Genomic DNA, 20,236 nt, shown 5'->3' with positions numbered 1-20,236 from the left:
TCGACAGCACCATGACGGACGCACCTGCCACCGACATCGACCTCGCCATCGGCGGCATGACCTGTGCCGCCTGCTCCGCCCGGATCGAGAAGAAGCTCAACCGCCTCGACGGCGTGAGCGCGACGGTCAACCTGGCCACGGAGAAGGCGAAGATCTCCTACGCGGCCGACGTCGCCCCGCAGACGCTGATCGACACGATCACCAAGCTGGGCTACACCGCGGAACCGGTCGTCAAGGCCGAGCCACCGCCCCCGGCCGACCGCGAGGCGCCCCGGCCCGCCGAGCACGGGGACTCCCCCGCCGCGAGCGACGCGACCGCACCCGTCGCCCAGCGCCTTCGGATCTCCGCGCTCCTGACCGCGCCCGTGATCCTCCTGGCCATGGTCCCGGCCCTCCAGTTCGACAACTGGCAGTGGCTCTCGCTGACCCTGGCCGCGCCGGTCGTCGTCTGGGGCGGCCTGCCGTTCCACCGCGCCGCCTGGACCAACGCCTGGCACGCCGCGGCCACCATGGACACCCTGGTCTCCCTCGGCACGCTCGCCGCCTTCGGCTGGTCCCTGTGGGCACTGTTCCTCGGGGACGCCGGGATGCCGGGGATGCGGCACGGGTTCACCTTCGTCACCGAAGGGGCGAACGCCTCCTCGACCATCTACCTGGAGGTGGCCTCAGGCGTCGTCACCTTCCTCCTCGTCGGCCGCTACCTGGAGGCCCGGGCCCGGCGCAGCGCGGGCGCGGCCCTCAGGGCGCTGCTCGACCTCGGCGCGAAGGACGTCGCCCTGCTGGCCGCCGACGGCACCGAGACGCGTGTCCCCGCCGACCGGCTGCACCCCGGTGACCGCTTCGTCGTACGGCCCGGCGAGAAGATCGCCACGGACGGCACGGTCGTCGAGGGCGCGAGCGCCGTCGACGCCTCCGTGCTCACCGGCGAGTCCGTGCCCGTGGACGTGGCGGTCGGGTCCGCCGTCACCGGCGCGACCGTCAACGCGGGCGGCCGGCTCGTCGTCGAGGCCACCCGGGTCGGCTCCGACACCCGGCTCGCCCACATGGCGCGGCTCGTCGAGGAGGCCCAGACCGGCAAGGCCCAGGTGCAGCGGATCGCCGACCGGGTCTCGGCGGTCTTCGTCCCGGTCGTCGTCGCGATCGCCCTCGGCACCCTGTTCGGGCGCCTCCTCCTCACCGGGGACACCACGGCCGCGTTCAGCTCGGCGGTCGCCGTACTGATCATCGCCTGCCCGTGCGCCCTCGGCCTCGCCACACCGACCGCCCTCATGGTCGGCACCGGACGCGGCGCCCAGCTCGGCATCCTCATCAAGGGCCCCGAGGTCCTGGAGAGCACCCGCAAGGTCGACACCATCGTCCTCGACAAGACCGGCACCGTCACCACCGGCCGTATGACCCTCCTCGCCGTCCATCCGGCCGAGGGCGTCGACGAGAAGGACCTGCTGCGCCTGGCCGGTGCCGTGGAGCACGCCTCCGAGCACCCGGTCGCCCGCGCGGTCGCCGCGGGCGCCGCCGACCGCGCGGGCGACCTGCCGCCGGTCGGGGACTTCGCGGGCGTCCCCGGGCTCGGCGTGCGCGGCACCGTCGAGGGCCATGCCGTCCTGGTGGGGCGCGAGCGGCTGCTCACCGATGCCGGGGTCGCGCTGCCGCCCGCGCTCGCCGCCGCGCGGCAGGCGGCCGAGGCGGAGGGCGGGACGGCGGTCACGGTCGCCTGGGACGGGGTGGCGCGGGGCGTCTTGGCCGTCGCCGACACCGTAAAGGGGACGAGCGCCCGGGCCGTCGCCGAGCTGCGCCGGCTCGGGCTCACGCCGATGCTGCTGACCGGCGACAACCGGGCCGCGGCCGAGGCCGTCGCGCGGGCGGTGGGCATCGCTCCCGGCGACGTGATCGCGGAGGTGCTGCCGCAGGAGAAGGTCGACGTGATCCGGCGGCTGCGGGCCGAGGGCCGGGGCGTGGCGATGGTCGGCGACGGGGTCAACGACGCCGCCGCCCTGGCCACCGCCGATCTGGGCCTCGCCATGGGGACCGGCACGGACGCGGCGATCGAGGCGGGCGACCTGACGCTGGTGCGCGGCGATCCGCTGGTCGCGGCCGACGCGATCCGGCTCTCCCGCCGCACCCTGGCCACGATCAAGGGCAACCTCTGCTGGGCCTTCGGCTACAACGTGGCCGCGTTGCCGCTGGCCGCCGCCGGGCTGCTGAATCCGATGATCGCGGGGGCCGCGATGGCGTTCTCCTCGGTCTTCGTGGTCACGAACAGTCTGCGACTTCGCAGATTCACGTAGCCAGACCTGGACCTCCACACAATCCACACGGCACAATTGCAGCACTCTCACGCAGGAGGTTCACATCTACATATCGGACCTCTTGCGTACACACGGGACATAAGCAAGAGACGTAGATCACATTGATCCGAACGTAACCCTTTGCCGGTCCCGTGAGTCTAAGGAGGCGATGCAGAAACGTCTTGGGGGGCGTTTCCGTATCGCACGGGCCCGTCTTGGGGGACGGGACCGACTGCGTTGGCCGGGGCACGTGCAACGGGGAGCTTGAGCGGCCCACCCGTGCGTACGTGTTCCGGCGGCCGACGCAGCCACAGACGCCCGGCCGGATCCCGTGGGGGGAATCCGCACCGGGAAAAGGAGAGCGCCCCGACTGTCGACCCGTGGGGGGATCGACAGCGGGGCGCTCTCCGCTTACCTGCGGCCGTCACTCAGGACGGGCGGGCGCTCAGCGCTCCTCGACCGGGACGAAGTCCCGCTCGACGACGCCGGTGTAGATCTGGCGCGGACGGCCGATGCGCGAACCGGGCTCCTTGATCATCTCGTGCCACTGGGCGATCCAGCCCGGGAGACGGCCGAGCGCGAAGAGCACGGTGAACATCTCGGTCGGGAAGCCCATGGCCCGGTAGATCAGGCCGGTGTAGAAGTCGACGTTCGGGTAGAGCTTGCGCTCGACGAAGTAGTCGTCGGCCAGCGCGTGCTCCTCCAGCTTCAGCGCGATGTCGAGCAGCTCGTCGCTCTTGCCGAGCGCCGAGAGGACGTCGTGCGCCGCCGCCTTGATGATCTTCGCCCGGGGGTCGAAGTTCTTGTAGACGCGGTGCCCGAAGCCCATGAGCTTCACGCCGTCTTCCTTGTTCTTCACCTTGCGGATGAAGGTGTCGACGTCGCCGCCGGAGGCCTGGATGCCTTCGAGCATCTCCAGGACCGACTGGTTGGCGCCGCCGTGCAGCGGGCCCCACAGCGCCGAGATGCCCGCGGAGATCGACGCGAACATGTTGGCCTGCGAGGAGCCGACCAGACGCACGGTGGACGTCGAACAGTTCTGCTCGTGGTCCGCGTGCAGGATGAGCAGCTTGTCCAGCGCGGAGACGACCGTCGGGTCCAGGTCGTACTCGGCGGCCGGCACGGAGAACGTCATGCGCAGGAAGTTCTCGACGTAGCCGAGGTCGTTGCGCGGGTAGACCACCGGGTGGCCGACCGACTTCTTGTACGCGTACGCCGCGATCGTCGGAAGCTTGGCGAGAAGGCGGATCGTCGAGAGGTGACGCTGCTTCTCGTCGAAGGGGTTGTGGCTGTCCTGGTAGAAGGTGGACAGCGCGGAGACGACCGAGGACAGCATGGCCATCGGGTGGGCGTCGCGCGGGAACCCGTCGTAGAACCGCTTGACGTCCTCGTGCAACAGGGTGTGCTGCGTGATCTCGTTCTTGAAGGTGGAGAGCTCGTCGACGGTGGGGAGCTCACCGTTGATCAGCAGGTAGGCCACCTCGGTGAAGGTGGAACGCTCGGCCAACTGCTCGATCGGGTAACCGCGGTACCGCAGGATGCCCTGCTCGCCGTCCAGGTAGGTGATCGCGGATTTATAGGCGGCGGTGTTGCCGTATCCGCTGTCGAGGGTGACCAGTCCGGTCTGGGCCCGGAGCTTCCCGATGTCGAAGCCCTTGTCGCCCACGGTGCTGTCGATCACCGGGTAGGTGTACTCGCCATCGCCGTACCGCAGTACTACAGCGTCGTTTGTGTGCTCGCTCACGTCATCCCTCACCGACGTAGTGCCTCTTCTTCGAGGTGCCCTGACTGTCTCTACCATCCCCCACTTGGCCCAGCAGAGTGCACTCGGGGTCGACCATTGGGCCTATTGGCGGCACTCAGTGCCGCCAACCTGCTCATCCTGCCCCCTTCGCCCTGGTTCCGGAAGTCCTGTGTGACCTTTGCGACTCGTTTGATCGATCAAAAGGGGTGTGAGCCGTCAACGAGCCCCGGCGGACAGCCGGAAATCCAGCGCCGTACAGCGTCTTCCCGCGGAAACAGTGCGCACCGCCTGCCCTAGAGCCTTCCGCGAACCGACCAGGACCACCAGCTTCTTCGCACGGGTCACCGCCGTGTAGAGAAGATTCCGCTGGAGCATCATCCAGGCTCCGGTGGTGACCGGGATCACGACGCACGGGTACTCGCTGCCCTGCGAGCGGTGGATCGTGACGGCGTAGGCGTGCGTCAGCTCGTCCAGTTCGTCGAAGTCGTACGGGACCTCCTCGTCCTCGTCCGTCAGCACCGTCAGCTTCTGCTCGTCGGCGTCGAGGGAGGTGACGACGCCGACCGTGCCGTTGAAGACGCCGTTGGCGCCCTTCTCGTAGTTGTTGCGGATCTGGGTGACCTTGTCGCCGACGCGGAACACCCGGCCGCCGAACCGCTTCTCGGGCAGCTCGGGGCGGCCGGGGGTGATGGCCTGCTGGAGCAGGCCGTTGAGCGTGCCCGCGCCGGCCGGGCCGCGGTGCATCGGCGCGAGCACCTGCACGTCGCGGCGCGGGTCGAGGCCGAACCTGGCGGGGACGCGCCGCGCCGCCACGTCGACCGTCAGCCGCCCGGCCTCCTCGGTGTCCTCCTCCACGAAGAGGAAGAAGTCCTTGAGGCCCTGGGTGAGCGGGGGCGTACCGGAGTTGATGCGGTGGGCGTTGGTGACGACGCCGGACTCCTGGGCCTGGCGGAAGATCCGGGTGAGGCGCACGGCCGGGACGGGGCTGCCCTCGGACAGCATGTCGCGCAGCACCTCGCCCGCGCCGACGCTCGGCAACTGGTCGACGTCCCCGACGAACAGCAGATGCGCGCCGGGCGGCACGGCCTTCACCAGTTTGTTGGCGAGGAGCAGGTCGAGCATGGACGCCTCGTCGACCACCACGAGATCGGCGTCGAGCGGCCGGTCCTTGTCGTACGCGGCGTCGCCGCCGGGCTTCAGCTCCAGGAGCCGGTGGACGGTGGAGGCGTCCGCGCCGGTCAGCTCGGCGAGCCGCTTGGCGGCACGCCCTGTCGGCGCGGCGAGCACCACCTTGGCCTTCTTGGCGCGGGCCAGCTCGACGATCGAGCGCACGGTGAACGACTTGCCGCAGCCGGGGCCGCCGGTGAGGACCGCGACCTTCTGGGTCAGCGCGAGGCGGACGGCCTCCTCCTGCTCGGGCGCCAGCGCGGCCCCCGTCCGCCCCGCGAGCCAGGTCAACGCCTTGTCCCAGGCCACGTCCTGGAAGGCGGGCAGCCGGTCCTGGTCCGTGCGCAGGAGACGGGCGAGCTGGGCGGAGAGGGAGAGTTCGGCGCGGTGGAAGGGGACGAGGTAGATGGCGGTCACCGGCTCGCCGTGCTCACCGGGCACCTGTTCCCGTACGACACCGGGTTCGCCGGAGTCCTCGTCCGGCAGCGCGAGCTCGGCCAGGCACTCGATGACGAGCCCGGTGTCGACCTGGAGCAGCTTGACCGCGTCCGAGATCAGCCGCTCCTCGGGCAGGAAGCAGTGCCCCTGGTCGGCGGATTGCGAAAGGGCGTACTGGAGACCGGCCTTGACGCGCTCGGGGCTGTCGTGCGGGATGCCGACGGACTGGGCGATGCGGTCGGCGGTGAGGAAGCCGATGCCCCACACGTCGGAGGCGAGCCGGTACGGCTGGTTCTTCACGACGCCGATCGACGCGTCGCCGTACTTCTTGTAGATGCGCACGGCGATGGAGGTGGAGACGCCGACACTCTGCAGGAAGAGCATCACCTCCTTGATCGCCTTCTGCTCCTCCCACGCGTCCGCGATCTTCTTGGTGCGCTTGGGGCCGAGCCCCGGCACCTCGATCAGGCGCTTGGGCTCCTGCTCGATGATGTCGAGGGTGTCCAGGCCGAAGTGCTGGGTGATGCGGTCGGCGAAGACCGGGCCGATGCCCTTGACCAGGCCCGATCCGAGATATCTGCGGATGCCCTGGATGGTGGCGGGCAGCACCGTCGTGTAGTTCTCCACGGTGAACTGCTTGCCGTACTGGGGGTGCGAGCCCCAGCGGCCCTCCATCCGCAGCGACTCCCCCGCCTGCGCGCCGAGCAGCGACCCGACGACGGTCAGCAGGTCGCCGCCACCTCTGCCGGTGTCGACGCGGGCGACGGTGTATCCCGTGTCCTCGTTGGCGTACGTGATCCGCTCGAGGACCCCCTCCAGCACCGCCATCGGCCGCGCGGCCGTCGCCTGCTCCTTCGCCATGATCCGACGGTAGCGGTGCGGTCTGACAACGCGGCACCCTCTAGGGTTTTCGGATGAGCGCTACGAGCGGGGCGGCGGCCGGGGTCCCGGTGAGTGTGCGGCGGTTGCTGCCCGATCTGCTGACGGCCGTGGCACCTGTGGTCTGCGAGCGGCTGGTGGGCATCTGGCTGTACGGGTCGGCGGTGACGGGATCCTTCGAGCGCGGGGTCAGCGATGTCGACGTGCTGGTGGGCGTCGAGGGCGAACTCGGCCTCGGGACAGAGGAGTTGGGGTCCGTCGAGGCCCGGGTCCTGCGGGCGCACCCGGGGTTCCGCGACCGGCTCGACCTGACCTTCGCGCCCGCCGCCGCGCTCGCCGGGAGCCTGCTGGAACCGCTGCTCACCGTCTCCCCCGGCGAACCGCCGCACACCGCGCGCGTGCTGCCCCGCTGGGCGCTGACCAGGGCCCTCGTCCGCGAGACGGGCCTGACGCTGGCCGGCCGCACGACGCGCGAGGCGCTGGCCGGGGCGGAGCCGCAGGAGCTGCGGACGGCGCTGATCGACTCCGTCGCGGGGCTGCGGGACGCGGCGCCGGAGGTACGGCACCGGGGCGGGCACGCGTATGTGGTGCTGACCGCGTGCCGGGCCCTGCGCGCCCTGACCACGGGCGAACTGGCGGACAAGGCGGAGGCGGCGCGGTGGACGGCCGAACGCTGGCCCCACCTGGCCCCCCTCCTGGAGGCGGCGCTCGCGTGGCGCCGGACACAGGCGGTCCGGGACGAGACGCCGCTGCCACCCGAACTGGCGCTGCTCCGGGACGAGTTGCTGGACCTGGTGGCGGCGACGGCGGGTGCGGTGCAGAGGGGGCCGGCTGGGCACGGGGGTTACTGAGGTCGGCGGCCATCGGGGGGGCGGGCCGATCCCCCTTGTACGGCTCCGCACCACCACCGCCGGGGCCCAGCGGGTGCTCGGCATTGCCCTATGGGCTCCCCCACCGAACATATGTGCATCGAGCATGGACGTACTGAGGTGGGATCTCACACGGGCAGGCGCCAGCTCGGGCCGTCGGGAGTGCCCAGCCACACGCGTTGTCCACCGCCAGTGATCGTGAGTCCGAAAGCCTCGACGTGCGGAGAGCCAGCGGCTGTCCAGACCTCGACCGAATCCTCGACCGCGTCCCACAGCTTGAGCGGCCCACGCTGCTCGACGATCCACCCCCCGCGCTCTGCCGTGCGGGTCCGTGCCTGTGAGCCCGTGGCGACGTCGAGCAGGATCTGTTCGGCGCCGGTTCCGAACCGCTCGGCCGAGGGCGCGGCGAGCTGTCCGACGAACCGGCCCGTCCAGTTGTCGAGCAGTGTGGGGTCGATGCGGCTGCGGCGCTGTTCGCCGGGCAGGAACTCAAGTCGGCCGCGCGGCGGGTGGTCGTGCGGCCGGGCAATCATGAACGAGGTGTAGCCGGGGAGGAACCGGCCGTTCGCCCCGCCCTCGTCGTCGACTGTCAAACGCACGAGGCCGTGACCGGACGACCAACCTGCGAGCGTGACGAGGATCGTGCCACCCGGTTTGATCTGACGCAGCCATGTGTACGGAACGAACCGCACCGAGCATGTGGCGATCAGCCGGTCGTACGGTGCGCCTTCGGGCGCGCCGAGCAACCCGTCGCCCGTGATCAGCGTGGGACTGTGCCCGGCAGCGTCGAGGGCTCTGCGGGCGCGCTCGGCCGCGTTTTGGTCGACCTCGACCGACGTCACGTTCCGCTCGCCGAGCACGTTGCAGAGCAGCGCCGTCGAGTAGCCGGTGCCGGTGCCGATCTCAAGGACACTGTCGCCGGGCTTGGTGCCTGCGCGCTCGATCATCTGCACGACGAGGCCCGGCAGCGTCGACGACGACGTCGGACTACCTTCCACGGGGCCGGTGGCGTCCTCGGCGAGTACGCCGTCGATCTGTGTCACCCATGTCTCGTTGCTGTACGTGAGGGCGAGCCATTCCTCGGCGGGGACGCTGGTCCGGCGCAGCGCTGTCCACGCGGTCGACGCCGGTAGCCCTGTCTGCTTGAGGATGGCGGGGCCGAGGAAGAGTTCGCGGGGCTCGGTCTCGACCGCGGCTCGCCACGTGTCGTCGTGCAGCCAGTCACCCTCGGCGAGGGTGGCGGCGAGCCGGCGCCGCAGGGCCTCAGCGGTAGTCATGTGCGGCCTTTCTGCAAGGTGTCTGCGAGTGCTTCCGTGATGGCTCGGCGGGTGGGGTCGTCCACGAACGCCCATTGCCCGTTGGGGTTGCATTCCAGGAACCACCATCGGCCGTCGGCGTCGAGGGCGAAGTCGAAAGCACCGAAGGTGAGCCCGAAAGCGTCGAGGAACGCGCGGACGGCAGTTCGTACGGTGGCCGGGACCGGCACCGGGGTGTACGAGAGGCGGTGGTAGTCCTCGCGCCAGTCCAGGTGATCGCCGTCGATGTCGATGCGGGTCGCGAACAACTCGTCGCCGACGGCGGCGAGACGAATGTCGGCGACCTTGTCGACGCAGGACTGAAAGAAGTGGGGGCACAGGCTGACGCGCTCGTCGACCTCGTCCGCGTCGACGACATGCACCCATACGGTGCGCCCCTTGCCGTCGTCGCCGGGAAGGTGAACGAGGCGAAGGGGCTTGTAGACCGCCGGGCCGTGTTCCTCGATGAACCGGCGGGCGTCGTCCGGGTCGGTCGTGATCAGGCTCTCGGGCACGTACATGTCCACACACGAGGCGGCAGCGAGCTGAGCGTTCTTGTACTCGGCGTCGCGATTGCGCCATGGGTGATTGACGTAGAGAGCACCGGGGAGGTGGGCGAGCACTCCGGCGTACCCGGCGCGTGACTGGGAGTTGGTGAACTGCTCCTCCACGGTGACACCGGGACCGGTGCCCCCGTAGGGGGTGGGACGACGCCAGTAGACCGAGCGGACGGCGTCGAGCTCGATCTGTCGCGTCGGGGTGTGGATCGTTCCGGAGAGTCCGCGGGCCGTCAGGTGTGCGCTCATGCGGGCGTCGGCGGGGAAGTCGATGCCCGGGTCGAGCCGCACGACCGGGACGCCCCGGCCATGCAGCTCGGCGAGCACCAGATCCGCTGTGGTGTCCCCGAGGAAGGTCACGGCGACAATGGGCGGCTCGTGCATGTCAGTCCGACTGCTCGTCGGGGATCGAGTCCGAATCGGCGGGCGCCGGAGGCTTGCTGCCGCCCCCGTCGGCGCCGGTCTGCGTCGACTGCGACGTCGCCGTGATGTTGCCCATCGTGGGGCTTGCGAGCGGCTGCCCGTGCGAGTCGCGGTAGGTGGTTGTCTGGCTCTCGGGGTCGAGTGTCAGTAGGGCGTACGGCACGTCGATCGGGTTGCGGTAAGGGGCAAGACGTGACATGCCCCAAGGTGCCTTCGTCTGGCTCACGTGGGCGCTCCTTCTGTGGTGTGAAGACACGGACTTGCGGTTGCCCGACCGGCTCACTCGTTCGGTGAGGGGCGGGGGTCAAGGGGGACGATCGTGCGGATCGCCCGGGGTGAGGGCGCCGTGCGCGCCCTGCCGAACCTGAGTCGGCCGCCGGGCAGCCCGGTGTCGATGTACTGGTCGGCGGCAGCCTGCGAGGCGCCGCGCACAAGGGGGTCGAGCCCGAGGACGACCGCGAGTTCGTTGCGGTTCCTCAGCAGCCGGACGAGCCGAGGGTGCGCCGGAATCTCGATGCCGTACGGCGATCCGGCTGGGTGAATGAGCAAGCGGGTGCCGGGGTGTCTGGTGACGCGCGGCCCCGTGTCGGTCAAGGGTTTGTCGGCTTCGACAAGGGCAAGCGCGTCAGCGAGTTGGCGCATGTCGTGCTCGATCGACTCGGGGGTCTCGCTCCGCCGCGGGGCGGGCGGGTGGGCGAGCAGCACGATCCCGAGTGGTTGACCGGCGCGGTCGGCGCCCACCCATGTCCATGCGCCGGGCGAGGCGAGCAACGCCGGTGAGATCGTGGGTACTGGCGTACGTGCGGGTGTCACCACGTGATCACCTCCGGGCGTGCGGCATGGGGAATCCTGAACTCGGCCCAGACGGTCTTGCCGGTCTTCTCCGTCGCGACGCCCCAGTCGTCGGCGAACGCGGCGACGAGAAAGAGGCCCCGCCCGCCGAGCTCGTCCTCGTCGCTGTGGCGCAGCTCGGGGACGCCGTCGCCCTCGTCGCTGACCTCGATGCGCAGGCGAGCGTCGGCGAGAGCGACGCGTACGAGGAAGTCGTTTACGACGGGGGTTCCATGGGCGATGGCGTTCGTCGCCAGTTCCGAGACGCACAAGCGGAATGCGTCGGCACGCTCGCCGAGGCGCCACTCGCTCAGAGCGTCGGCGACGAACGTTCGGGCTCGACCGACCGATGCGGGATGTGTCGAAAATGCACGTTCGAGGACTTGCTGCACGGCGGCCGCCTTATGTGCACGGGTCGGCGCCGCCTGTGCGGTCACCGTTCGGGATACCCAGCAGGTACGCGAGCCGCCGGGCCGTTCCAGCCTCGTCGCCCGCGGTGCCAAGCTCGTGGTCCCACTCCGTGACGTAGCGCCCGTCGTCGTCTCCGACCGCTTTGACAAGAGTCGTGTTGAGGGGTTTCGTCACAGTAAGCGTTCTATTGCGTCCGCTTGTGATGTTCAGTCCCTGAGCTCTGAGCGACTCGGCCAGAATGGCCGACGTGTTCGCGTCCATGCCCCAATCTCACCGCAGGCACCTGCGGCAAGGGATCTGACAACCCATGACACGGAGTCGATCAATGCCTCGTGCTGTGACGATCACCGGAACACGGTCGGCCGGTCATCGTGAACCCACCTGGTTCGCCGACGTGTTCACCTCGTACCTTGGCCCGTTCGCCGACGACGAGGCGCAGTTCTACATCGGTGGCGCGGTCGGGATCGACAGTCTGTCTCTGCTGTGGTTGGCCAGGAACTCGCAGTCGCGCATCACGATCGTCGCCCCGGGGACTGTGGAGCAGCAACCGGCCGACGCGCGGCATGCGATCAACCGGTGCCGCGACCGCATCGCGAACGTCGTCGAGCTCGGCGCCGACGAGCTGCGCACACCGGCCTATCACGCGCGCAATCGGTGGATGGTGGATCACTCAGACATGGTGATCGGGTTTCCGGCCGAAGGGCCGGAAGGCACCTCGGGGACCTGGCAGGCCATCAACTACGGCGCACAGAGAGGGAAACCTCGGCTGATCGTGCCCATCTGACGAGGGCTGCGGGCATCATGAGCGCATGAGCGCGCATGACAGACAGGTCGGCGCCGCCACGCTCAAACGGTTACGGCTCGCTCGCGGTTGGTCCCTCGCGGAGACCGCGCGCGCTGTCATCGACGCGGCTGCCCGGCTCGGGCAGCCCCTCGACTCCACCGTCGCGAGCGTGCAGCGGTCCGTCGCCCGTTGGGAGAGCGGTAAAGCGCCCATCCTGCCGGGTGAGCGGTATCAACTGCTGCTCGCGCACCTTTATGCCCGAGACGTCGCGGGGCAGCCCGCCCTCGGTACCGGCAGCGACTTCGCCGAACTCCTCAACGCACTCAGGCAGTTGGGAGAGAGCGAGCGTCGGCTCGGTGAGCTACGAACGCTCGTCGTGCGTACCACGACAGATGCGGGGGGTGGGCTGCTCGCGCTGCTCGGCCCTTCGACGCGGACCGCGCTCTCGGCAGCTCTCGCCGACCCGACCCGCCTCGACGCGGAACTTCTTGCCGCCATGCACGGGGTCATCGGCGACGTGAACGGGCAGGTCGGCAGCGTCCCCTTCGTGCGGCTGCAACTCCTCCTCTCCCCCGTGGTCGAGTCATGTCGGCGCCTACTCGGAGCGGAGGTCCCCGGCGCCTTCGCCGCCGATCTTCACGCGCTAGCCGCACAGGCGTACACGCTCGCCGGCCGGTTCGCCTTCGAAACGCGCGACGACGAAGCATCAAAGGCGCTTTACGCCGCGGCGACCGATGCGGCAAGTGGCACCGGCGCCCCATGGCGTCGCGCCATGGTTCATATGAGTCATGCGCTCGTCACGCTGTACTCGACGCCGGGCCTCGAACCGGCGCGAGCTCTCGTCGACGCTGCGGTACGCGATGCCCGAGCCGGCGAGAGTGTCACGATCCGATCCCGCGCACACGCCTTGCAGGCGGAGATCACGGCCCGAGGGGGTGTCGAGTTTTCACGGCAAGCGCAGGCTGCGCTCGCCCTTGCTTGGTACGACATGGACAGCGACCGCGACGGTGATCCGGCGACGAGTTCGTTCTCGCCTGCCCACCTTCGGGGGTTCGAGGGGGTCACTTCGCTTTACATCGGTGACCCGGGCGAGGCGCACGACTACTTCGCTCGATCGGCGGCCTCGCTTGTCGCCCCGCGCGAACGAGTGCAGCGGGCGATCGTGTCGACGGACCAGGCGCTCGCGCGCATTCGCCTCGACGACCCGCGGTCGGCCGCGGACCTGTTGCACGGTTGCGTCGACGCAGCCACCTCGACGGGTGGCCGCGTAGCAGTGATTCGCCTACGTCGGGCTCGCCGGGACCTACGTCAGTGGCGACAGGAAGACTTCGTGGCCGACCTCGACGACCACATGATCGACGCGCTCGGCGCCTGATCGCCGCTTCGTCCGACGACCACCCCAGACCCGAACACGGGCCGACGACCGCCCAGATTCGGCACGTGGCGTGGATCACAGCACCGCCCCGATGAGTTCCACGCCGCCCCCACGTCATACCCGGTGACACCATTCGCGCCCCGGCCGACAGGAGCCTGCCATGACCGCCGCCACCAAGGGCCCCGCCAGCTACTTCCCGTCCATCGAGAAGAAGTACGGGCAGCCCGTCTCCCACTGGCAGGAGCTCATCCGGTCCTCCCCGCTGACCAAGCACATGGAGCTGGTGAGCTGGCTCAAGGCCGAGCACGGGCTCGGGCACGGACATGCCAACGCCCTGGTCGCGTACACGCTCGCGGAGGAGCGAGGCAACCTCGCTGAGGGGCGGGACAACCTCGCCGAGGGGCGGGACCAGTAGAACGCGGGCCGGTCAGATCCCGCCCATCGGCTTCACGTCGACCTTGACCGGTGTGCCCCACACCCGCACGACCTCGTAGTCCGTGAACTCGTGCACCAGGCGGTACGCCATCGCCGCGTCCGGGCGCCTGCGCTGCGCCGCCAGGTAGAGGTCGGCCTCGCGCCGGTCGTGGCGCGGGGTGCCGCAGAGCTGCCACACCTGCCCGTTCCACATCTCGGGGATCCAGCGCTGCTGGGGCTGGGGGCGGTCCTCGCGCGTGCCGTAGCGCGAGAGCACGGGCTGCTCCTCGGCGCGCGGGCGGGCGGGGCCTCCCGCGTACTCCGAGCGGCGCGCCTGGCGGCGGCGGGTCTCGCAGAGCAGGCACAGGTCGGGCGCCGACTTGTCGACCGCGCCCTGCGGGTGCTCGGGGCAGCGGGTGGTGGGCGCCGAGCCGGTGACCGTGTCGTCCAACAGCTCCAGGGCTCTCTTCACGTCACCGCGCACCTCGTGCAGCTTGGCTTCGGCGGTGTCCCCGGTGAGGGCGTCGCCGTGCTCGCCGAGCAGGCGCAGGGCGCGGCCGAGTGCGGTGAGCTGCGCGTGGTTCACGGTCCTGGTCTCCGATCGTCGCCGTCTCGCGGTGGGGTACGCGGTACGTCCTCCACCATCGCACGCGCCACCGACAACCCTGCCGCCCTCACCTTCGCCCTATCACGATCCGGTCACGACAACCGGAATCCCTCTTGCCATTCGCCCGTGTAATCGATTCCAATCCTCGGTGTAAGTCGATGTAATCGATTCCATGCAGCCACAAGGAGGTGGCCGGCGCGAATGGCGAGCATCAAAGACGTCGCGGCCGCGGCCGGGGTCTCCGTCGCCACGGTCTCCCGCGTTCTCAACAGTCATCCGTCCGTCAGCCCCGACGCCAGGGCCCGGGTGATGGCCGCCGTGGAGTCGCTCGGCTACCGGCCCAACGCCGTCGCCCGCTCCCTGCGCACCGACCAGACCCGCACGCTCGGCCTGGTCATCAGCGACGTACTGAACCCGTACTTCACCGAGCTGGCCCGCTCGGTCGAGGAAGAGGCCCGCGCGCTCGGCTACAGCGTGGTCATCGGCAACGCCGACGAGCGGCCCGACCTCCAGGACCACCACGTACGGACCCTGCTCGACCGGCGGATCGACGGGCTCCTCGTCTCCCCCACCGACGGCGGCTCGCCGTTGATGCTGGACGCGGCCAGGGGCGGCACGCCGATGGTCTTCGTCGACCGGTGGATCCCGGGCGTCGACGTGCCGGTCGTGCGCTCCGACGGCCGGGACGCCATCCGTGATCTCGTCGCGCATCTGCACCGGCTCGGCCACCGCAGGCTCGCCATCATCGCGGGCCCGGCGGCGACCACGACGGGCAGCGAGCGCGTCGCGGCGTTCCGGGACGCGCTCGCCTCGTACGCGGTCGAGCTGCCGGACGCCTACATCGGGCAGGGCGACTTCCAGGCGGCCAGCGGGCGCCGCGTCACGGAGGGGTTCCTCGACCTGCCCGAGCCGCCCGAGGTCGTCTTCGCGGCCGACAACCTGATGGCGCTCGGCGCGCTGGACGCGATCCGCGCGCGCGGGCTGCGCGTCCCGGACGACATCGCGCTCGCCGCGTTCGACGACATCCCCTGGTTCGTGCACACCGATCCGCCCGTCACGGCGATCGCCCAGCCGACGAAGGAGCTGGGGCGGGCCGCTGTCCGCGCCCTGGTGGACCGCATCGAGGGCCGCCCGCCCGCGTCCGTGACACTCCCCGCCCACCTCGTCGTACGGCACTCGTGCGGTGAGCCGCGTGCCTCGAAGAAGCCAGAACCGACTGCCTCAACGGAGAGGAGAGCCCGGTGAAACAGCCGCGCGACCCGGACGAGTTGCTGCGTATCGAAGGGATACGGAAGACCTTCCCCGGCGTGATCGCGCTCGACAGCGTCGACTTCGATCTGCGCGGGGGCGAGGTGCACGTCCTGCTCGGTGAGAACGGGGCCGGGAAGAGCACGCTGATCAAGATGCTCTCCGGCGCCTACACGCCCGACGAGGGCCGTATCACCGTCGGCGGCGAGCAGGTCCGCATCCATGGCGCGCAGGACGCCGAACGACTCGGGATCGCCACGATCTACCAGGAGTTCAACCTGGTCCCCGATCTGACCGTGGCCGAGAACATCTTCCTGGGGCGCCAGCCGCGCCGCTTCGGTCTCATCGACCGCAAGAAGATGGAGGCCGACGCCGAAGCGCTCCTCGCGCGCGTGGGCGTGCATGTCTCGCCACGCGCGCGTGTACGTGAACTCGGCATCGCCCGGCTCCAGATGGTGGAGATCGCGAAGGCGCTCAGCCTGGACGCCCGCGTGCTGATCATGGACGAGCCGACCGCCGTGCTCACCTCGGAGGAGGTGGAGAAGCTCTTCGCGATCGTGCGCGCGCTGCGCGCCGACGGTGTCGGCATCGTCTTCATCACCCACCACCTGGAGGAGATCGCCGCGCTCGGCGACCGGGTCACCGTCATCCGCGACGGCCGCAGTGTGGGCCAGGTGCCCGCCTCGACCCCCGAGGACGAACTCGTACGCCTCATGGTGGGGCGCTCCATCGAGCAGCAGTACCCGCGGGAGAGGGCCGACACCGGCGGCGCGTTGCTGAAGGTGGAGGGGCTGAGCCGCGACGGCGTCTTCCACGACGTGAGCTTCGAGGTGCGGGCCGGTGAGGTCGTCGGCATCGCGGGGCTCGTGGGCGCGGGTCGTACGGAGGTCGTGCGTGCCGTGTTCGGGGCCGATCCGTACGACGCGGGCCGGGTCGAGGTCGGCGGGGCCCGGCTCCCCCGGCACGACGTGAACGCCGCGATGGCCGCCGGGATCGGGCTCGTGCCCGAGGACCGCAAGGGGCAGGGGCTCGTCCTGGACCAGTCGGTCGAGGAGAACCTGGGGCTCGTGACCTTGCGGACCGCCACCCGCGCCGGGTTCGTCGACCTCAAGGGGCAGCATGCCGCCGCCGAGCGGATCGCCGGGCAACTGGGTGTGCGCATGGCCGGGCTCGGCCAGCACGTGCGCACCCTGTCCGGCGGGAACCAGCAGAAGGTCGTCATCGGCAAGTGGCTGCTCGCCGACATCAAGGTGCTGATCCTCGACGAGCCGACGCGCGGCATCGACGTCGGCGCCAAGGTCGAGATCTACCAGCTCATCAACGAGCTGACCGCGGCCGGGCACGCCGTGCTCATGATCTCCAGCGATCTGCCGGAGGTGCTCGGCATGAGCGACCGGGTGCTCGTGATGGCGCAGGGGCGCATCGCTGGTGAACTCGCCGCCGAGGACGCCACCCAGGACTCCGTGATGGCGCTCGCCGTCAGCAACCAGAACCACGACGCGTACGAGGAGGAGGGCTCCCGTGACCACTGACACGCTCGGAAAGAACAACGGCAAGAGCGCGACCACGAACGGCGGGAGCCTGCTGCGGCTGCTCCTGGACAACGGCGCGCTGACCGCGCTCGTCGTCCTCGTCATCGCCATGTCGCTCCTGTCGGGCGACTTCCTGACCACCACCAACCTGCTGAACGTCGGCGTGCAGGCGGCCGTGACCGCGATCCTCGCGTTCGGTGTCACCTTCGTCATCGTCTCGGCGGGCATCGACCTGTCCGTCGGCTCGGTGGCCGCCCTGTCCGCGACCGTCCTCGCCTGGGCCGCCACGAACGAGGGCGTGCCGGTCGTCCTCGCGGTCCTCCTCGCCGTCGTCACCGGTGTGGCCTGCGGACTCGTCAACGGCGCCCTCATCTCGTACGGGAAACTCCCGCCGTTCATCGCGACGCTCGCGATGCTGTCGGTCGGGCGCGGTCTCTCGCTCGTCATCTCGCAGGGCAGCCCGATCCCGTTCCCCGACTCGGTCTCGCACCTCGGTGACACGCTCGGCGGCTGGCTGCCGGTGCCGGTCATCGTGATGGTCGTCGTCGGGCTGATCACCGCTGTCGTGCTCGGGCGTACGTTCATCGGGCGCTCCATGTACGCCATCGGCGGCAACGAGGAAGCGGCCCGTCTGTCCGGGCTTCGCGTCAAGCGGCAGAAGCTCGTCATCTACGGCCTGTCGGGCCTGTTCGCGGCCGTCGCCGGTATCGTCCTCGCCTCGCGTCTGGCCTCCGCGCAGCCGCAGGCCGCGCAGGGGTACGAGCTGGACGCCATCGCCGCCGTCGTCATCGGCGGTGCCTCGCTCGCCGGTGGTACGGGCAAGGCGTCGGGCACGTTCATCGGCGCGCTGATCCTCGCCGTCCTGCGCAACGGCCTCAACCTCCTCTCCGTCTCCGCGTTCTGGCAGCAGGTCGTCATCGGCGTCGTCATCGCGCTCGCCGTGCTGCTCGACACGGTGCGCCGCAAGGCGGGGGCCACGCCCACGGCCGCGGGGACCGGCTCTCAGGGCCCCAAGCAGAAGATGCAGTACCTGATCGCGGCCGTCGTCGCCGCGGCGATCGTCGGTGGGCTCGCGCTGTGGAACAACGGCTCGTCGTCCGACTCCAAGAAGGATCTCAAGCTGGGCATGGCCGTCTCCACGCTCAACAACCCGTTCTTCACCGAGATGCGGGCGGGCGCGCAGGCCGAGGCGAAGAAGCAGGGCGTGAAGCTGACCGTCACCGACGCGCAGAACGACGCCTCGCAGCAGGCCAACCAGGTGCAGAACTTCACCAGCACCGGCCTCGGCGCGGTCATCGTCAACCCGGTCGACTCCGACGCCGTGGGCCCGGCCGTGCGCGGCGCCAACGACGCCGGTATCCCGGTCGTCGCCGCCGACCGCGGCGTGAACAAGGCGAAGACGGCGACGCTCGTCGCCTCCGACAACGTCGCGGGCGGCAAGCAGGCCGCAAGGACCCTCGCGGACAAGCTCGGCGGCAAGGGCACCATCGTGATCCTGCAGGGCCAGGCCGGTACGTCGGCCAGCCGCGAGCGCGGCGCGGGCTTCGCCGCCGGGCTCAAGGAGTTCCCCGGCATCAAGGTCGCCGCCAAGCAGCCCGCGGACTTCGACCGCACCAAGGGCCTCGACGTCATGACGAACCTGCTCCAGTCGCACCCCGACATCGACGGTGTCTTCGCCGAGAACGACGAGATGGCGCTCGGCGCGGTCAAGGCGCTCGGCTCCAAGGCCGGCAAGTCGGTCGCCGTGGTCGGCTTCGACGGCACCCCGGACGGCTTCAAGGCCGTCGAGGCGGGCACCCTGTACGCCTCCGTCGCCCAGCAGCCGCGCGAGCTCGGCAGGATGGCCGTGCAGAACGCGATCCGGGCCGCCCAGGACAAGAAGATCGCGGGCGCGGTGAAGGTGCCGGTCAAGGTCGTCACGGCGAAGAACGTCGGCGACTTCGAGTGACACGCCCCCTTCGGCATATCTTCGAGTGACGTACGAAGAAAGGCACAGCATGAACACGTACGACCTGCTCGTCGTCGGGTCGGCCAACGCCGACCTGGTGGTGGGTGTCGACCGCCGCCCCGGCGCCGGGGAGACCGTCCTCGGCTCCGACCTGGTCGTCCACCCGGGCGGCAAGGGCGCCAACCAGGCCGTCGCCGCCGCCAAGCTCGGCGCGCGCACGGCGCTGCTCGCGCGGGTCGGCGACGACGGGCACGGGGCGCTGCTGCGCGAGTCGATGGAGTCGGCGGGCGTGGACACGTCGGGCGTCCTGGTCGGCGGGGCGCCCACCGGCGTCGCGCTGATCACGGTCGATCCGTCCGGGGACAACAGCATCGTGGTGTCGCCGGGTGCGAACGGGCGGCTGACCCCGGACGACGTACGGGCCGCGGGCGAGCTGTTCGCCGGCGCCCGGGTCGTCTCCACGCTCCTGGAGATCCCGCTGGAGACGGTCGCCGAGGTGGCGCGCGGTGTCAGCGGCTCCGGTGAGGAAACGCGGCTCGTCCTCAACCCGTCGCCGCCCGCGCCGCTGCCGGACGAGGTCCTCGCCGTGTGCGACCCGCTCATCGTGAACGAGCACGAGGCCCGCGTGGTCCTCGGCGCCGACACGGAGGGCGAGCCCGAGGACTGGGCGCGGGCGCTCCTCGCGCTCGGCCCGCGCTCGGTCGTCATCACGCTCGGCGCGAAGGGCGCGCTCGTCGCCGACGCGTCGGGCACGTCGCGGGTGGCGTCGGTGAAGGTGAGGGCCGTGGACACCACGGGCGCCGGTGACGCGTTCACCGCCGCGCTCGCCTGGCGCCTCGGCACCGGCGCGTCGCTGGCCGAGGCCGCCGCCTACGCGGCGCGGGTCGGTGCCGCCGCCGTCACCAAGGAGGGCGCGCAGATGTCGTACCCGACGGCGGAAGAGGTCGCCGCGCTGTGAAGAGGTCCGGCATTCTCAACCGTCATCTGGCGGGCGCCATAGCCGAGTTGGGGCACGGGGACGGGGTGCTCGTGTGCGACGCGGGAATGCCGGTCCCGGCCGGGCCGCGCGTCGTCGACCTCGCTTTCCGGGCGGGCGTGCCGTCGTTCGCGGATGTCCTCGACGGGCTCCTCGACGAGTTGGTGATCGAGGCGGGCACGGCGGCGCACGAGGTGCGCGCGGCGAACCCGGCGGCGGCCGGGCTGCTGCGCGAGCGGGTGCCGTCCCTCGGCTTCGTCCCGCACGAGGAGCTCAAGGAGCTGTCGGGCGGCGCGCGGCTGATCGTGCGGACCGGGGAGGCGCGGCCGTACGCCAACGTGCTCCTGCGGTGCGGCGTCTTCTTCTGACGCCCCGATCCACCCCCGCATCCGACGAGGGGCCCGGTCCGCCGGACCGGGCCCCCCTCCGGGCCTTCCCCCTCCTGCGTCAGAG

The 20,236-nt window shown here is 70.5% G+C and carries 19 protein-coding genes; 10 read left to right on the top strand and 9 right to left on the bottom strand.

All coding sequences use genetic code 11. The features are described 5' to 3' along the window. Positions 1-11 precede the first annotated feature (11 nt). Positions 12-2,285 carry a heavy metal translocating P-type ATPase gene (locus tag ACIRF8_RS03840; RefSeq protein WP_404210511.1) on the top strand — a complete coding sequence of 758 codons (2,274 nt, stop codon included), beginning with the start codon at positions 12-14 and terminating at the stop codon, positions 2,283-2,285. 445 nt (positions 2,286-2,730) lie between these two features. Here the strand turns inward: ACIRF8_RS03840 and ACIRF8_RS03835 are convergent, their stop codons facing one another. Together ACIRF8_RS03835 and ACIRF8_RS03830 are read right to left on the bottom strand one after the other, a co-directional pair. Next, positions 2,731-4,029 (bottom strand): citrate synthase, encoded by a 1,299-nt coding sequence (locus tag ACIRF8_RS03835; RefSeq protein ID WP_404210509.1) that lies wholly within the window; start codon positions 4,027-4,029, stop codon positions 2,731-2,733. A 216-nt stretch (positions 4,030-4,245) separates the two neighbouring features. Further along, on the bottom strand, positions 4,246-6,495 hold the full coding sequence (locus ACIRF8_RS03830; protein WP_404210507.1) for an ATP-dependent RecD-like DNA helicase: 2,250 nt from the start codon (positions 6,493-6,495) through the stop codon (positions 4,246-4,248). A 53-nt stretch (positions 6,496-6,548) separates the two neighbouring features. On the opposite strand from ACIRF8_RS03830, the gene ACIRF8_RS03825 reads away from it, so the two are divergent. Further along, positions 6,549-7,364 carry an aminoglycoside adenylyltransferase domain-containing protein gene (locus tag ACIRF8_RS03825; RefSeq protein WP_404210505.1) on the top strand — a complete coding sequence of 272 codons (816 nt, stop codon included), beginning with the start codon at positions 6,549-6,551 and terminating at the stop codon, positions 7,362-7,364. A 146-nt stretch (positions 7,365-7,510) separates the two neighbouring features. Here the strand turns inward: ACIRF8_RS03825 and tgmC are convergent, their stop codons facing one another. Genes tgmC through ACIRF8_RS03795 form a run of 6 tightly spaced genes read right to left on the bottom strand, consistent with a single transcriptional unit; the run spans position 7,511 to position 11,160 of the window. Beyond that, positions 7,511-8,659 (bottom strand): ATP-grasp peptide maturase system methyltransferase, encoded by a 1,149-nt coding sequence (tgmC, locus tag ACIRF8_RS03820; protein ID WP_404210503.1) that lies wholly within the window; start codon positions 8,657-8,659, stop codon positions 7,511-7,513. Continuing rightward, positions 8,656-9,618: an ATP-grasp ribosomal peptide maturase gene (tgmB, locus tag ACIRF8_RS03815; protein WP_404210501.1), complete on the bottom strand. Its 963-nt coding sequence runs from the start codon at positions 9,616-9,618 to the stop codon at positions 8,656-8,658. Before tgmB ends, tgmC begins: the two co-directional genes overlap by 4 nt. 1 nt (position 9,619) lies before the next feature. Further along, positions 9,620-9,883 (bottom strand): putative ATP-grasp-modified RiPP, encoded by a 264-nt coding sequence (gene tgmA / locus ACIRF8_RS03810; protein ID WP_404210499.1) that lies wholly within the window; start codon positions 9,881-9,883, stop codon positions 9,620-9,622. 53 nt (positions 9,884-9,936) lie between these two features. Beyond that, positions 9,937-10,473 carry a hypothetical protein gene (locus ACIRF8_RS03805; protein WP_404210497.1) on the bottom strand — a complete coding sequence of 179 codons (537 nt, stop codon included), beginning with the start codon at positions 10,471-10,473 and terminating at the stop codon, positions 9,937-9,939. Continuing rightward, a complete protein-coding gene (locus ACIRF8_RS03800; RefSeq protein ID WP_404212265.1) occupies positions 10,467-10,880 on the bottom strand; it encodes an ATP-binding protein in 414 nt (137 codons plus the stop codon). The genes ACIRF8_RS03805 and ACIRF8_RS03800 overlap by 7 nt, the downstream gene beginning before the upstream one ends. A 10-nt stretch (positions 10,881-10,890) precedes the next feature. Further along, positions 10,891-11,160: a hypothetical protein gene (locus ACIRF8_RS03795; RefSeq protein ID WP_404210493.1), complete on the bottom strand. Its 270-nt coding sequence runs from the start codon at positions 11,158-11,160 to the stop codon at positions 10,891-10,893. Positions 11,161-11,236: 76 nt separating this feature from the next. Between ACIRF8_RS03795 and ACIRF8_RS03790 the strand changes: the two genes are divergently transcribed. The 3 genes from ACIRF8_RS03790 to ACIRF8_RS03780 all read left to right on the top strand — a co-directional run bounded on the left by ACIRF8_RS03790 (position 11,237) and on the right by ACIRF8_RS03780 (position 13,473). Continuing rightward, a complete protein-coding gene (locus tag ACIRF8_RS03790; RefSeq protein WP_404210491.1) occupies positions 11,237-11,683 on the top strand; it encodes a hypothetical protein in 447 nt (148 codons plus the stop codon). Positions 11,684-11,708: 25 nt separating this feature from the next. After that, positions 11,709-13,058: a hypothetical protein gene (locus ACIRF8_RS03785; RefSeq protein WP_404210489.1), complete on the top strand. Its 1,350-nt coding sequence runs from the start codon at positions 11,709-11,711 to the stop codon at positions 13,056-13,058. Positions 13,059-13,218: 160 nt separating this feature from the next. Beyond that, positions 13,219-13,473: a DUF4287 domain-containing protein gene (locus tag ACIRF8_RS03780; protein ID WP_404210487.1), complete on the top strand. Its 255-nt coding sequence runs from the start codon at positions 13,219-13,221 to the stop codon at positions 13,471-13,473. 12 nt (positions 13,474-13,485) lie between these two features. Here ACIRF8_RS03780 and ACIRF8_RS03775 read toward each other — a convergent pair whose 3' ends face one another. Next, a complete protein-coding gene (locus tag ACIRF8_RS03775; protein ID WP_404210485.1) occupies positions 13,486-14,058 on the bottom strand; it encodes a hypothetical protein in 573 nt (190 codons plus the stop codon). A gap of 222 nt (positions 14,059-14,280) precedes the next feature. Here ACIRF8_RS03775 and ACIRF8_RS03770 point away from each other — a divergent pair, with 222 nt between their 5' ends. The 5 genes from ACIRF8_RS03770 to rbsD are packed head-to-tail and all read left to right on the top strand — an operon-like array spanning position 14,281 to position 20,151. Next, positions 14,281-15,324, top strand: a complete 1,044-nt coding sequence (locus ACIRF8_RS03770) for a LacI family DNA-binding transcriptional regulator (protein WP_404210483.1) — start codon at positions 14,281-14,283, stop codon at positions 15,322-15,324. Continuing rightward, positions 15,321-16,859, top strand: a complete 1,539-nt coding sequence (locus tag ACIRF8_RS03765; RefSeq protein WP_404210481.1) for a sugar ABC transporter ATP-binding protein — start codon at positions 15,321-15,323, stop codon at positions 16,857-16,859. The genes ACIRF8_RS03770 and ACIRF8_RS03765 overlap by 4 nt, the downstream gene beginning before the upstream one ends. Then, entirely contained in the window at positions 16,849-18,807 is a 1,959-nt protein-coding gene (locus ACIRF8_RS03760) for a substrate-binding domain-containing protein (RefSeq protein WP_404210479.1), read from the top strand. Before ACIRF8_RS03765 ends, ACIRF8_RS03760 begins: the two co-directional genes overlap by 11 nt. Before the next feature lie 49 nt (positions 18,808-18,856). Further along, on the top strand, positions 18,857-19,765 hold the full coding sequence (locus ACIRF8_RS03755; RefSeq protein ID WP_404210477.1) for a ribokinase: 909 nt from the start codon (positions 18,857-18,859) through the stop codon (positions 19,763-19,765). Further along, entirely contained in the window at positions 19,762-20,151 is a 390-nt protein-coding gene (gene rbsD, locus ACIRF8_RS03750; protein WP_404210475.1) for a D-ribose pyranase, read from the top strand. Before ACIRF8_RS03755 ends, rbsD begins: the two co-directional genes overlap by 4 nt. Positions 20,152-20,236: the final 85 nt, after the last annotated feature.

Source organism: Streptomyces sp. NPDC102406 (assembly GCF_044765725.1).
Taxonomy (GTDB): domain Bacteria; phylum Actinomycetota; class Actinomycetes; order Streptomycetales; family Streptomycetaceae; genus Streptomyces.
The sequence above is the reverse complement of the archived record's forward strand: the minus strand, read 5'-3'. Positions and strand labels throughout refer to the sequence as shown.

Excerpts from the sequence above, each read along its gene's own strand:
- ACIRF8_RS03840 (WP_404210511.1), top strand. The coding sequence starts at position 12 with ATGACGGACGCACCTGCCACCGACATCGACCTCGCCATCGGCGGCATG.
- ACIRF8_RS03830 (WP_404210507.1), bottom strand. The coding sequence starts at position 6,495 with ATGGCGAAGGAGCAGGCGACGGCCGCGCGGCCGATGGCGGTGCTGGAG.
- ACIRF8_RS03825 (WP_404210505.1), top strand. The coding sequence starts at position 6,549 with ATGAGCGCTACGAGCGGGGCGGCGGCCGGGGTCCCGGTGAGTGTGCGG.
- tgmC (WP_404210503.1), bottom strand. The coding sequence starts at position 8,659 with ATGACTACCGCTGAGGCCCTGCGGCGCCGGCTCGCCGCCACCCTCGCC.
- tgmB (WP_404210501.1), bottom strand. The coding sequence starts at position 9,618 with ATGCACGAGCCGCCCATTGTCGCCGTGACCTTCCTCGGGGACACCACA.
- ACIRF8_RS03795 (WP_404210493.1), bottom strand. The coding sequence starts at position 11,160 with ATGGACGCGAACACGTCGGCCATTCTGGCCGAGTCGCTCAGAGCTCAG.
- ACIRF8_RS03785 (WP_404210489.1), top strand. The coding sequence starts at position 11,709 with ATGAGCGCGCATGACAGACAGGTCGGCGCCGCCACGCTCAAACGGTTA.
- ACIRF8_RS03780 (WP_404210487.1), top strand. The coding sequence starts at position 13,219 with ATGACCGCCGCCACCAAGGGCCCCGCCAGCTACTTCCCGTCCATCGAG.
- ACIRF8_RS03770 (WP_404210483.1), top strand. The coding sequence starts at position 14,281 with ATGGCGAGCATCAAAGACGTCGCGGCCGCGGCCGGGGTCTCCGTCGCC.
- ACIRF8_RS03755 (WP_404210477.1), top strand. The coding sequence starts at position 18,857 with ATGAACACGTACGACCTGCTCGTCGTCGGGTCGGCCAACGCCGACCTG.